The sequence below is a fragment of the Microbacterium jejuense genome, assembly GCF_019511665.1.
GTDB classification, from domain to species: Bacteria; Actinomycetota; Actinomycetes; order Actinomycetales; family Microbacteriaceae; genus Microbacterium; species Microbacterium jejuense_A.
This window is the reverse complement of sequence record NZ_JAEUAW010000004.1, coordinates 379,361-392,339: the sequence shown is the minus strand read 5'-3', so window position 1 is coordinate 392,339 and position 12,979 is coordinate 379,361. Positions and strand designations below refer to the sequence as shown.

The following is a 12,979-nucleotide window of genomic DNA, read 5'->3' as shown; positions in this document are numbered from 1 at the left end:
CACCCGTTCGCCACTAATCCACCAAGCAAGCTCGGCTTCATCGTTCGACTTGCATGTGTTAAGCACGCCGCCAGCGTTCATCCTGAGCCAGGATCAAACTCTCCATAAAAAATGATAGCCACGCACAGTCGGGAAAAACGACCGAAACGCAGCGAGTTCAACCATGACCAAAAACGAATATCAAACTGACATCCATGAATTGATCCAAAAAGACCCCCACCAACCACAAACGTGGTCGACAGAGAAAAAATTGGCATTTGACAAGTGCACGCTGTTGAGTTCTCAAAGATCGGACGCACCCAGGACCCGGTCTCTCGACCATCGCCAGGGGCTACTCCATTGCTCTCACACTCCCGACCGCGCGTCACGACGTGGCGCACTGCCCGTGGAGTGGAAGACACCCATCTTAGACCGAGATCGGCCGACCAACCAAACGGCTGGTGTCAGACGGGCTGTTCGCAGCTTGAGGGGAGCCAGACCTTCCGGTCTGACGCTCTACCCTTTGGGGCGAACAACAAGAACTTTACGTGGATCGGCGCGAGGCGTCGAATCGGGCACGCATCCCGGGCGTGTCGCACGCCGGCGTCACGGGAACGCCCGCGGGGCGCAGCCCGGGAGGCGCCGCGCTACCGTGGATCACATGACCGAAGAACGCTGGGTGTGGGGCGCCGGCCTCGCCACGATCGCCGAAGACGGGACCGTGCTCGACACGTGGTTCCCCTCCCCCGCGGCGGGACGCATCCCGCTCGGGTACGACCCGCAGCTTCCGCCGGACGAGCTCGACCGGCTCGCGGTGCCGGACGCGCGTCGCGCCGTCGAGGTCGAGATCGTGACGCTCGAGGTCGACCTGGATGCCGCACCGGCCTCCACCCCCGACGCCTATCTCCGTCTGCACGCGCTCTCGCACCGCCTCGCCGAGCCCAACACCGTCAACCTCGACGGCATCTTCGGGCACCTGCCGAACGTGGCGTGGACCACAGCCGGTCCTGTCCATCCCGACGCCCTGACCCGGCTGCGCCCGTTCCTCGCACGAGAGGGCATCCAGGTGCAGGGCCTCGACAAGTTCCCCCGTCTTCTCGACTACGTCACCCCGCCGGGCGTGCGCATCGCGGATGCCTCCCGCGTGCGCCTGGGCGCCTACCTGTCGCCCGGGACGACCGTCATGCACGAGGGCTTCGTCAACTTCAACGCCGGCACGCTCGGTCAGAGCATGGTCGAGGGACGCATCTCGCAGGGCGTCGTGGTCGGCGACGGCAGCGACATCGGTGGCGGCGCCTCGATCATGGGAACGCTGTCGGGCGGCGGCACCCACAAGGTGTCGGTCGGCGCCCGCACACTGCTCGGCGCGAACGCGGGCATCGGCATCTCGCTCGGAGACGACTGCGTGGTCGAGGCCGGACTGTACCTGACCGCCGGCACCAAGGTCGTCCTGGTGGACGAGCCGCGTCGCGCCGACGGCGCGCCGTCGACCGCGAAGGGCGCCGACCTCTCCGGCCGCGACGGACTGCTCTTCCGCCGCAACTCTCTCAGCGGCGCGGTCGAGGCTGTGCGTCGCGCGGGGGTGGGAGTGACGCTGAACGAGGCGCTCCACGCCTGAGGATGTGCGAAGGCCGTCGGCGCGAGCCGGCGGCCTTCGGCGTCAGCGGCGGATCGCGTTCACCGCGAGATTCAGCACGCGCGTGCGCTGCGCCTCGTCGTCGAACGATGCGACGGCCGCGACGCCCGACACCAGCTTCACCACGTCGCCGATCGTGACGTCGGGAACGACCTCGCCTGCCTCCTGAGCGCGCAGGAGCAGCGGCTCGCCGGCGGCGAACATGATGGTGCGGCACTCCGCGAGCACCGGCGACCGACGGTTGAGGCCCTCCAGCAGTGCGTGCTTGGTGCCGACGTAGGCGACGAAGCGGTCGAGCCACGCCCGCAGGGCGTCCCACGGCTCGAGGGCCGAGACCTCCTCGGCGGCCTGGACGAGCGCGTCCACCTCACCGAGGTACAGCGTCTCGATGAGGTCGTCCCGCGTCGGGAAGTTGCGGTACAGCGTGCCGATGCCGACGCCCGCGCGTCGTGCGATGTCTTCGAGGGATGCCGCCGACCCCTGCTCGGCGAACGCCTCGCGCCCGGCGGCGACGAGGGCGTCGAAGTTGCGCGCGGCGTCGGCGCGCTGCGGTCGGCGCGCCTCGAGCGCGGAGATCCGCTCGGCGACGGGCATCTCGGTGACCTCCGGTGGAGCGAACGGGTGGACGGAAACTGACGGTTGCGAAACGGAGGAACCCTCCGCTAATCTCAAAGCGGAGGCATCCTCCGTTCGGAGACCTACCTCCACTTTACTCCGCATTCATCGGATCCGCACCCATCGGAAGGCCCGTCGATGCCCACGTCCACCTCTTCGTCCCGCGCGGCGTTCGCGGCGATCGCCATCAGCGTCGCCTCGCTCGCGCTCCTGCAGAACCTCGTCATCCCTGTCATACCGCTCATCGCCTCGGACTTCGGGGTCACGGCGGACGCGGCATCCTGGACCAACACGGCCTGGCTCATCGCCGCCGCCGTCGCGACTCCCCTGCTCGGCCGCATCGGCGACCTGAGAGGCCGCCGCAACACGTTCCTCGTCGTCATCGCGGTCGTCGCGCTCGGCGACATCGTCGCCTCGTTCGCCGCGAACCTGCCCGTGCTGATCGTCGCCCGCGTCCTGCAAGGCGTCGGCGGCGCGCTGTTCCCACTCGCCTTCGGCCTGCTGCGCGACGTCATGCCGGCCGAGCGCCTCACCGGTGCGATCGGCGCCACGAGCGCGATCATCGGCATCGGCGGCGCCGCAGGCAGCGTGCTCGCCGGCCCGCTCGCCGCACTGCTCGGCTGGCACGGCATCTTCGCGGTGCCCTTCATCGCGGCCGTCGCGGGGATCGTCCTCACGGTCACGCTCGTGCCGCGCACCGGCGTGCGCGCCCAGGGCCGCGTCAACACGCTGTCGGCCGTGCTGCTGTCGGGCTGGCTCATCGCCCTGCTCGTGCCCCTCAGCTCGGGTGCACGCTGGGGCTGGACGTCGCCCGTGACGCTCGGCCTGTTCGCCACGGCGATCCTGCTCATGGCCGCGTGGGTCGTCGCCGAGCTGCGCTCCGACAGCCCGCTCGTCGACCTGCGGCTCATGGCTGCTCGCGCGATCTGGCCCGTCAACGCCGCGGCTCTGCTCGTGGGCGTCGCCGCATTCGGGTTCTGGGGCTACCTGCCCCAGTTCCTCGAGACACCCGTCAGCTCCGGCTGGGGTCTCGGGCTGACGGTGCAGGCCGCCGGCGTCGCCCTGCTTCCGCTGCTGGTGGGCATGTCGGGCGTCGGCTTCGCCGCCGGTGCGATCGCCCGCGTCGTGCCGCTGCGGGTGATGATGGCGATCGGCGCCGTGTTCATGGCCGGCGGTGTCGTGCTCGCCGTCATCGAGCACACGGCTCTGCTGGCCGTCGCCGTCGCCGGTGGCGTGTTCGGCGTCGGGATCGGCCTGGCCTACGCGTCGGCGGCGAGCATCATCGTCGAAAGCGTCCCGGCGGACCGCACCGGTATCGCCACCGGCGTCAACGCCAACATCCGCACCATCGGCTCGGCGATCGGGTCGGCGTTCACGACGGCCGTCGTTTTCGGGTCGGTCGCACCCGGCGACGTCCCGCCCTTCGACAGCTACACGCTGGCGTGGCTGACGATCGCCGGGGCCGCCGTGGTCGCCGCCGTCATCGTGCTCGCCGTCCGGCCGCGTCGAGTGGATGCCACCGCCCCGCGTCCGCTCGAGACCGCCGACGAGACGCCCGCCTTCGCCGAGGCGGCCTGACGAGCCGCGTCCGAGGCGCGGACGCGCCGTACACACAGAGGATGCCGCACCCCTCGGGGTGCGGCATCCGTCATCTGCGTCTCAGCCGAGCCCGGGGTACGCGCGCTCGGGGGCGCCGATGTACAGCTGCTGGGGGCGGCCGATCTTGGTCTGGGGGTCGCTCGCGGCCTCTCGCCACTGGGCGAGCCAGCCGGGCAGGCGCCCGATCGCGAAGAGCACCGTGAACATGCGCGTCGGGAAGCCCATCGCCTTGTAGATGACGCCGGTGTAGAAGTCGACGTTCGGGTAGAGCCGGCGGTCCTGGAAGTACGCGTCGTTGAGCGCGATCTCTTCGAGCTCCTTGGCGAGGTCGAGCAGCGGGTCGCTGACGCCGAGTGCGGCAAGGACCTCGTCGGCCGACTCCTTCACGAGCTTCGCGCGCGGGTCGTAGTTCTTGTAGACGCGGTGCCCGAAGCCCATGAGCTTCACCCCGTCCTCCTTGTTCTTCACCCGCTCCACGAAGCGCTGCACGCTCTCGCCGGAGTCTCGGATGCGACCCAGCATGTCGAGCACGGCCTCGTTGGCGCCGCCGTGGAGCGGACCGTAGAGGGCGTTGATGCCGGCAGAGATGGACGAGAACTGGTTGGCGCCCGTCGAGCCGACCAGGCGCACCGTCGACGTGGAGGCGTTCTGCTCGTGGTCCTCGTGGAGGATGAGCAGGCGCTCGAGCGCACGCGACATCACGGGATCGACCTCGTACACCTCCGACAGCACGCCGAAGTTGAGCTTGAGGAAGTTGTCGACGAACCCGAGCGAGTTGTCGGGGTACAGGAACGCCTGCCCGATGCTCTTCTTGTGCGCGTACGCCGCGATCACCGGCAGCTTCGCGAGCATGCGGATCGTGTTGAGCTCGACGTGCTCGGGGTTGTTGGGATCGGACTGGTGCTCGTAGTAGGTCGAGAGCGCAGACACGGCCGACGACAGCACCGACATCGGGTGCGCCGTGTGGGGAAGGGCCGAGAAGAACCGCTTGAGGTCCTCGTGCAGCAGCGTGTGGCGGCGGATCTTCTCATCGAAGTCCGCCAGCTCGTCCGCCGTCGGAAGCTCGCCGTAGATGAGCAGCCACGCGACCTCGAGGTACGTGCTGTTCTTCGCCAGCTGCTCGATCGGGTAGCCGCGGTAGCGCAGGATTCCCTGGTCGCCGTCGATGTACGTGATGGCGGACTTGGTCGCCGCCGTGTTCACGAAGCCGTAGTCGAGGGCGGTGTGGCCGGTCTGGCGGGTGAAGGTGGAGAAGTCCACGCTCGGCGTGCCGTCGGTGCCCCGCAGCAGCGGGAACTCCGCGGTGGTCTCACCGATCGTGAGGGTGGCCTTCTCCTGCTGGGTGCCCGCGTCGCTCACGGCGCCTCCTCGCGATTTCTGGTCGTGCCGGGGGTGTCGTCCTGTCCTCGGCGATGCCTCGACGGCTCCTGCCTCAGGACGGAGATGCGGGGACGGGGATGCCGCGCCGCCGCGTTCTTACAGCCTAGTCCGCTGTCGCGCCTACTGCTGACACGGCCAAAGGGACGACGCATCCGATGGAGGAATCGTCAGTCCTGCAGCACCGAGACCGCCCGCAGGCGCGCAGCCGCCGCAACGATGCGCTCGTCGGTGGCCGTGAGCGACAGTCGCACGTGCTGCGGGAAGTGCGTGCCGTAGAAGTGCCCGGGCCCGGCGAGGATGCCGAGATCGGCGAGGCGCCCGAGGCTCTCCCATGCGTCGCGGCCCTCGGTGGCCCACAGGTACAGGCCGCCCTCGCTGCCGTCGATGTGGAAGCCCGCCGCCTCGGCCGCCGGCTTCAGCACCTCGCGCCGACGGCGGTACAGCTCGCGCTGTGCGGCCACGTGCGCGTCGTCGTCGAGCGCCGCGGCCATGGCGGCCTGCACCGGCAGCGGCAGCATGAGGCCGAGATGCTTGCGGGCGGTGAGCAGTCGCGCCACGACCGCCGGGTCCCCCGCGAGGAACGCCGCACGGTACCCGGCGAGATTCGACTGCTTGCTGAGCGAATAGACCGAGAGGATGCCGCGCAGGTCGCCGTCCGTCACGCGCGGGTCCAGCGCCGAGGGCACCGGCTCGGTGTCCCACGGGGCGTCCCAGCCGAGCTCGGCGTAGCACTCGTCCGAGGCGAGCACGGCGCCCAGCTCTCGTGCGCGCGCCACCGCCGCGCGCAGCGCGTCGACATCGAGGATGCGTCCGTCAGGGTTGCCGGGCGAGTTGACCCACACCAGCTTCGTCGCCGCGGGCCACTCGGCAGGATCGTCGGACGCGAACGGCGTGGCGCCGACGAGCCGCGCGCCGACCTCGTACGTCGGATACGCCGCCCGCGGGTGCACGACGACGTCGCCCGGACCGAGGCCCAGCAGTAGCGGCAGCAGCGCCACGAGCTCTTTCGAGCCCACCGTCGGCAGCACGTTCTCCGGCGTCAGGCCGGGCACACCGCGCCGACGGGCGTACCAGCCCGCGATCGCGGCGCGCAGGGCGGGGGTGCCCACTGTCTGCGGGTACGCGTGCGCATCCGTCGCGGCGCGCAGGGCGTCGCCGATGACGTCCGGGGTGGGGTCGACGGGCGAGCCGATCGACAGGTCGACCAGGCCGTCGGGGTGGGAGCGTGCCCGTGCCGCGTAGGGTGCGACCGCGTCCCAGGGGTAATCGGCGAGGTCGGCGACCCCCACGTCAGTGTTCCTGCGGGGGCAGGGCCTCGATGATCGGGTGGTCCTTGTGGATCACGCCGACCTTGGCCGCACCGCCGGGCGAGCCGATGTCGTCGAAGAACTCGACGTTGGCCTTGTAGTAGTCCTGCCACTCGTCGGGCAGGTCGTCCTCGTAGTAGATCGCCTCGACCGGGCACACCGGCTCGCACGCACCGCAGTCCACGCACTCGTCCGGGTGGATGTACAGCGACCGGTCACCCTCGTAGATGCAGTCCACCGGACACTCGTCGATGCAGGCGCGGTCCTTGACGTCCACGCAGGGAAGGGCGATCACGTACGTCACGGGTTCAGTCTAGCCGCGGCATCCCGATCGCTCGGCCGTGCGACGGACGGGAGCGGTTCAGTCCACGTCGCGCGACGCGACCGCGGCGGCCGGCGCCATGCGGGGCAGCGACTCCGGCCACGCGATCACGATGGTGGCCGCCAGCGGCACGATGATCGTCCACACGATTCCGGGGTTGAACTGGCCCTCGGGCGCCTGCGGCACCACGACCGAGCCGCCGGGACCGGCGCCCGAGAAGACCAGCGTCGCGATCATGACCCCGAGGCCCGCAGCGAGGGCCGCCCAGCGGTCGCCCGTCAGCAGGCGCACGGCGACGAGGAGCGCGACGACGCCGATCACGGCGAGCACGAGCCCGAGCGGGAACCAGCCCAGCTGATACGCCTGGGCCACCGTGCCGGCCACTCCGTACACCGCGCCGACGACGAACGCCACCAGCCACGTGCCGACCCTGGACCACGAGAATCTCACCGGCCAAGTCTAGGTGTCAGGCCGCCCAGCCCCACAGCCGCAGGAGCGCGGCCACGACCGCCGCGGCGACCACCACGACGAGGAACGGAGCCCGCAGCAGCAACAGACCCGCCGCGACGAGCAGTGCCGGCACGCGCGCGTCCACGACGATCGTCTGGCCCGCGCCGAGCGTCTGCACGGCGACGAGCGCCGCGAGCAGCGCCACCGTCAGCAGGTCGGCGATGCGCATCGGGCGCGGCGCCTCCACCCACTTCGGCGGGATCAGATACCCGACGGTCTTCAGTGCGACGCAGACGATGGATGCCACGAGCACGGCGGTCCACATGGTCACGGCAGCCCCTCCCGCTCGGCGACGGCATCCGGCTCAGCATCGGCCCGGTCCTCGCGTCCGAGCCAGTTGGTCCAGCCGACGACGATCGCCACCAGCGCAGCGATGATCACCGGAAGCCCGGGCATCAGCACGGGCGTCAGCACGGTCGCGACGACCGCCGCCGCGACTCCCACCACGATCGGCTGGCGGGCGCGCAGGCGCGGCCACAGCAGCGCGAGGAAGGCCGCAGCCGCCGCGGCGTCGAGCCCGTACGCGCGCGGGTCGCCGAGGACGTCGCCCAGCAGCGCCCCGGCGAGGGTCGAGAGGTTCCAGCCGACGTAGATGCCGATGCCGGTCACCCAGAACCCGAGCGTGCGCGCGCGATGCGTGGACTGAGCGAGCGAGACGGCGGTCGATTCGTCGATCGTGAACTGGGCAGCGGCCGCCCGCCGCCAGAACCCCGTCCCGATGACGGGCGACATGCGGATCCCGTAGGCGATGTTCCGGACGCCGAGCAGTGCCGCCGACGCGATCGCGGCCGGCACCGCCGCCAGTCCCCCGGCACCGACGATGCCGACGAACGCGTACTGGGATCCACCGGTGAACATCACGAGGCTGAGCACGCACGTCTGCCACACGTCGAAGCCTGCGGCCACCGCGAGCGCTCCGAACGAGATGCCGTACGCGCTCGTCGCGATCGCGACGCCGAGCGCGTCGCGCACCGCCCGGCGCGCCTCGCCCGCACCGTGTGCGTCGTCGAGATGCGGGTCCAGGGTCACGGGGTCGATCGTAGCGACGCCCTCCCCCATGCCCTGCGGTCCGCCGGTGCGCGATTGGACCGGAGCGGAGACGAGGATGCCGCGACCCGGGCCCTCAACGGGCGACGGGTCGCGGCATCCACTCGATCCTCAGGCGTTGGCGTCCTGGCGCTTCAGGCGCGACGCGGCGCGGCCGCGCTCGGTGGCGTCCAGGACGACCTTGCGGATGCGCACCTTCTCGGGCGTGACCTCGACGCATTCGTCGTCACGCGCGAACTCGAGGCTCTCTTCGAGCGACAGCTGGCGCGGCGGAGTCAGTCGCTCGAGCTCGTCGGCGGTCGACGAGCGCATGTTGGTGAGCTTCTTCTCTTTCGTGATGTTGACGTCCATGTCGTCGGCGCGCGTGTTCTCGCCCACGACCATGCCCTCGTACACCTCTTCGGTGGGCTGGATGAAGAAGCTCATGCGCTCCTGCAGCGCCATCATCGCGAACGGCGTCGCGACACCCGCACGGTCGGCGACGATCGAGCCGTTCTGACGCGCCACGATGTGCCCGGCCCAGTCGTCGTAGCCGTGCGAGATCGCGTTCGCGATGCCGGTGCCGCGCGTGGTCGAGAGGAACTCGGTGCGGAAGCCGATGAGGCCGCGCGAGGGAACCACGAACTCCATGCGCACCCAGCCGGTGCCGTGGTTGGTCATGGTCTCCATGCGGCCCTTGCGGGCGGCCAGCAGCTGCGTGATGGCGCCGAGGTACTCCTCGGGGGCGTCGATCGTCAGGTGCTCGTAGGGCTCCTTGACCTTGCCGTCCTCGCCCTTGCGCGTGACGACCTGCGGCTTGCCGACGGTCAGCTCGAAGCCCTCGCGGCGCATGTTCTCGACGAGGATCGCGAGAGCCAGCTCGCCACGCCCCTGCACCTCCCACGCATCGGGGCGTCCGATGTCGACGACCTTGAGCGACACGTTGCCGATGAGCTCGCGGTCGAGGCGGTCCTTCACCATGCGCGCGGTGACCTTGTGGCCCTTCACCTTGCCGACCAGCGGCGAGGTGTTGGTGCCGATCGTCATCGAGATCGCGGGGTCGTCGACGGTGATCGCGGGGAGCGGACGGACGTCCTCGGGGTCGGCGATCGTCTCGCCGATCGTGATCTCTTCGATGCCGGCGATGGCGACGATGTCGCCGGGGCCCGCCTCCTCGGCGGGGTAGCGCTCCAGGGCGCGGGTCTTCAGCAGCTCGGTGATGCGCGCGTTGGAGTGCGAGCCGTCGTGGCGCACCCACGCGACCGTCTGGCCCTTCTTGAGCGTGCCGTTGAAGACGCGCAGCAGGGCGAGGCGCCCGAGGAACGGGCTGGAGTCGAGGTTCGTGACCCACGCCTGCAGCGGAGCCTCGTCGTCGTACGACGGCGCCGGCACGTGCTCGAGGATCGCCTCGAAGAGCGGCTCGAGGTCGGCGTTGTCGGGAAGCTCGCCATTGGCGGGACGGTTGCGCGATGCCGCGCCGGCGCGACCGGAGGCGTACACGACGGGAACGTCCAGCAGCGCGTCGACATCCAGGTCGGGCACGTCGTCCTGCAGATCGGACGCGAGACCCAGCAGCAGGTCGTGGCTCTCCTCCTCGACCTCGGCGATGCGTGCGTCGGGGCGATCGGTCTTGTTGACCAGGAGGATGACCGGCAGCTTCGCCTCGAGCGCCTTGCGCAGCACGAAGCGCGTCTGGGGCAGCGGGCCCTCGCTCGCGTCGACGAGCAGCACGACGCCGTCGACCATCGACAGGCCGCGCTCGACCTCGCCGCCGAAGTCGGCGTGACCGGGCGTGTCGATGACGTTGATCGTCACCGGCACGTCGGTGTGCGCGCCGTTGTAGGTGATCGCCGTGTTCTTGGCGAGGATCGTGATGCCCTTCTCGCGCTCGAGGTCGTTCGAGTCCATCGCGCGCTCCTCGACGTGAGCGTGCTCGCCGAACGAGCCGGTCTGACGGAGCATGGCGTCGACCAGAGTGGTCTTGCCGTGGTCGACGTGGGCGACGATCGCGACGTTGCGGAGGTCCGGACGGAGGGCGCGCGCCATGAGGGAATCCTTGAAAGAGAGGGGGATGCCGGAGTGCCGGCATCCCCCATTCTATCGGGCGCACCTGGACATCTCCTTCCGGAGGCGTCCAGGCGCGTGCGGATCAGCTCTCGGCACCGCCCGTCGCGGCCAGCAGCGCCGCGCGCGCCTCGCGGCGCACGCGCTGCTCTTCGGGGTTCGGCACCGGCACGGCGGCGATCAGACGCTGCGTGTAGGGGTCGGTCGCGCCGCGCAGGATCTGGTCGCGCGTGCCGGTCTCGACGAGCTTGCCGTGGTGCATCACCGCGATGCGGTGCGACAGGATGTCGACGACCGCGAGGTCGTGGCTGATGAACAGGCACGCGAACTGCAGCTGCTGCTGCAGCTCCTGCAGCAGATCCAGGAAGCGGGCCTGCACCGACACGTCGAGCGCCGAGGTCGGTTCGTCGGCCACCAGCAGCTCGGGTGCCAGTGCGAGGGCGCGCGCGATGCCGACGCGCTGACGCTGACCGCCCGAGAGCTCGTGCGGGAAGCGGTTGCGGTACGAACGGGGCAGCTCGACCTGGCTCAGCAGCTCTTCGACGCGCTTGTCGAGGTCCTTGCCCTTCGCGACGCCGGCCAGCAGGATCGGCTCGCCGATGGACTCGCCGATCGGCATGCGGGGGTTCAGTGACGATGCCGGGTCCTGGAAAACGATGCCGGTGCGACGGCGGATCGCGAAGAGATCCTTCTGGCTTGGCTTCGAGATGTCGGTGCCGACGGCGGTGAGCTTGCCCTCCGCGATGGGCAGCAGCCCGATCGCGGCGCGGCCCAGCGTCGTCTTGCCCGATCCCGACTCGCCCACGAGGCCGACGATCTCGCCGGGATAGATCGCGAGATCGATGTGCTCCGCGGCGCGGAACGCCGGGATGCGGCCGCGCTTGGGGTAGTCGATCGCGACGTCCTCGAAGGCCAGCACCGGCGTGCGGGTCTCGATGATCTCTTCGGCGACCTCGGTCGCCCGCTCGCGGATGGACGAGACGGACGGCACGGCCGACGTCTCGGTGACGACCTCGTCGGCGACCGTCGGCTCGGTCTCCAGGACGCCGAGGCCGAGGTGCGGCACGGAGGCCAGCAGCTGCTGCGTGTACGGGTGCTTCGGGTCGTGGAAGATCTGCTCGACGGAGCCCGACTCGACCACGAGGCCGTTCTTCATGACCATGATGCGGTCGGCGAGGTCGGCCACCACGCCCATGTCGTGGGTGATCAGGATGATCGCCGAGTCCAGGCGCTTGTGCAGATTGCGCAGCAGGTCGAGCACCTCGGCCTGCACCGTCACATCGAGCGCGGTGGTCGGCTCGTCGGCGATGAGCAGCAGCGGGTCGCACGAGATCGACTGCGCGATCATGGCGCGCTGACGCTGGCCGCCCGACAGCTGGTGCGGGTACTTGTTGAACGACTGCTCGGGGTTGGGCATCTCGACCATGCGCAGCAGCTCGATCGCCTTCTCCTTCGCGACGCTGGGAGCGAGCCCGCGGTCGTGCGAGCGCAGCGACTCCATGATCTGGAAGCCGATCGTGTACACCGGGTTCAGTGCTGTCATCGGCTCCTGGAAGATCACCGCGATCTCGTTGCCGCGCAGCGACCTCAGCGTCACCGGGTCGGCACCGCGCAGTTCGCGGCCGAGGAGCTTGATCGAACCGGTGACGCGTGCGTTCTCGGGGAGCAGGCCCAGCAGCGACATCGAGCTGGTGCTCTTGCCGGAGCCGGACTCGCCGACGATGGCGAGGACCTCGCCGCGCCGCACTTCGTAGTTCATGTCGATGGCGGCGGGGTAGAACTCGCCTTCGACCCAGAACTCGACGCCCAGGTTCTCTACCTTGAGGATCGTCTCAGGGAGGGCCTCGTGCGAAGCCGTGGTTTCGGCCTCGACGCCCGTCGTGTCAGTCATTCGGTGGTGTCCCATCTGCAAAGCTTGAAGTCATGTCTTTCCAGGAGGTCTTCTATCGGCCGGTCTTCGGCCGCATCCTCGCTGTCGTGACCATCGTGGTGTGCGCTCTCGGCGCCATCGGGCTGGTCTGGGCGGATCCCGCGGCCGCGCTGCGATACGTGTGGCCGATCGCCCTCGGCGCCGTCGTGGCCTGGGCGCTCTTCTGGCGTCCGAGCCTGCGGGTGCAGGAGCACGGCATCACGGTCGAGAACGTGCTGCGCACGCACTTCGTCCCGTGGCCGTCGATCGTCGCGATCGATACGCGCTTCTCGCTCACCCTGCACACCGCCCACGGACGTGTGTCGGTGTGGGCGGCCCCTTCGCCGGGGCGTCACCGCACACTCGGTCTCGCCCCGAAGGACTTCGACGGAGTGAGCGGATCCGCCCGCGGCGAATCGGGGGGCCTGCGGCCCGCTGACGCGATCTCGGTGCCGACCGGCAATCTCGCCCAGCTGATCCGCGGCCACTGGGAGCAGCTGCGCGATGCGGGAGCCTTCGCCAGCGGCGTCGACCCGGAGGCCGCCACCGTGACGTGGCACTGGGCGACGATCGCGGTCGTCGCGGCGCTGGCCGCGGCGACCACGATCGGTCTGCTGGTCTAGCACCACGTC

At 69.9% G+C, this 12,979-nt stretch carries 12 protein-coding genes and 1 rRNA gene; 3 read left to right on the top strand and 10 right to left on the bottom strand.

All coding sequences use genetic code 11. The features are described 5' to 3' along the window. Window positions 1-109, bottom strand: a 16S ribosomal RNA gene (locus JNB62_RS07745); the annotation flags it as partial. Between the two features lie 531 nt (window positions 110-640). Here JNB62_RS07745 and dapD point away from each other — a divergent pair. Next, entirely contained in the window at window positions 641-1,597 is a 957-nt protein-coding gene (gene dapD / locus JNB62_RS07740) for a 2,3,4,5-tetrahydropyridine-2,6-dicarboxylate N-succinyltransferase (protein WP_220300273.1), read from the top strand. 42 nt (window positions 1,598-1,639) lie between these two features. Here dapD and JNB62_RS07735 read toward each other — a convergent pair whose 3' ends face one another. Then, window positions 1,640-2,209, bottom strand: a complete 570-nt coding sequence (locus tag JNB62_RS07735; protein WP_220300272.1) for a TetR/AcrR family transcriptional regulator — start codon at window positions 2,207-2,209, stop codon at window positions 1,640-1,642. A gap of 159 nt (window positions 2,210-2,368) precedes the next feature. On the opposite strand from JNB62_RS07735, the gene JNB62_RS07730 reads away from it, so the two are divergent. Further along, on the top strand, window positions 2,369-3,808 hold the full coding sequence (locus tag JNB62_RS07730; RefSeq protein WP_220300271.1) for an MFS transporter: 1,440 nt from the start codon (window positions 2,369-2,371) through the stop codon (window positions 3,806-3,808). 81 nt (window positions 3,809-3,889) lie between these two features. Here the strand turns inward: JNB62_RS07730 and JNB62_RS07725 are convergent, their stop codons facing one another. From JNB62_RS07725 to JNB62_RS07690, 8 genes are all read right to left on the bottom strand, one after another. After that, window positions 3,890-5,188 carry a citrate synthase gene (locus JNB62_RS07725; RefSeq protein WP_220300270.1) on the bottom strand — a complete coding sequence of 433 codons (1,299 nt, stop codon included), beginning with the start codon at window positions 5,186-5,188 and terminating at the stop codon, window positions 3,890-3,892. 188 nt (window positions 5,189-5,376) lie between these two features. Beyond that, the gene (dapC, locus tag JNB62_RS07720) at window positions 5,377-6,498 is read right to left on the bottom strand and encodes a succinyldiaminopimelate transaminase (RefSeq protein WP_220300269.1); all 1,122 of its coding nucleotides are present in this window, start codon (window positions 6,496-6,498) and stop codon (window positions 5,377-5,379) included. Between the two features lies 1 nt (window position 6,499). Next, complete coding sequence (gene fdxA, locus JNB62_RS07715; protein ID WP_018170155.1) at window positions 6,500-6,820, bottom strand: ferredoxin; 321 nt, start codon at window positions 6,818-6,820, stop codon at window positions 6,500-6,502. Window positions 6,821-6,877: 57 nt separating this feature from the next. Continuing rightward, window positions 6,878-7,288, bottom strand: a complete 411-nt coding sequence (locus JNB62_RS07710) for a DUF6113 family protein (protein WP_220300268.1) — start codon at window positions 7,286-7,288, stop codon at window positions 6,878-6,880. 16 nt (window positions 7,289-7,304) lie between these two features. Then, window positions 7,305-7,619: an AzlD domain-containing protein gene (locus JNB62_RS07705; protein ID WP_220300267.1), complete on the bottom strand. Its 315-nt coding sequence runs from the start codon at window positions 7,617-7,619 to the stop codon at window positions 7,305-7,307. Beyond that, a complete protein-coding gene (locus tag JNB62_RS07700) occupies window positions 7,616-8,407 on the bottom strand; it encodes an AzlC family ABC transporter permease (RefSeq protein WP_223230996.1) in 792 nt (263 codons plus the stop codon). The genes JNB62_RS07705 and JNB62_RS07700 overlap by 4 nt, the downstream gene beginning before the upstream one ends. Before the next feature lie 99 nt (window positions 8,408-8,506). After that, window positions 8,507-10,420 (bottom strand): translational GTPase TypA, encoded by a 1,914-nt coding sequence (typA, locus tag JNB62_RS07695; RefSeq protein WP_220300266.1) that lies wholly within the window; start codon window positions 10,418-10,420, stop codon window positions 8,507-8,509. A 103-nt stretch (window positions 10,421-10,523) separates the two neighbouring features. Further along, window positions 10,524-12,329, bottom strand: a complete 1,806-nt coding sequence (locus JNB62_RS07690; protein WP_220300265.1) for a dipeptide ABC transporter ATP-binding protein — start codon at window positions 12,327-12,329, stop codon at window positions 10,524-10,526. A gap of 32 nt (window positions 12,330-12,361) precedes the next feature. Between JNB62_RS07690 and JNB62_RS07685 the strand changes: the two genes are divergently transcribed. Further along, window positions 12,362-12,970 carry a PH domain-containing protein gene (locus tag JNB62_RS07685; protein ID WP_220300264.1) on the top strand — a complete coding sequence of 203 codons (609 nt, stop codon included), beginning with the start codon at window positions 12,362-12,364 and terminating at the stop codon, window positions 12,968-12,970. The last annotated feature ends 9 nt before the right edge of the window (window positions 12,971-12,979 follow it).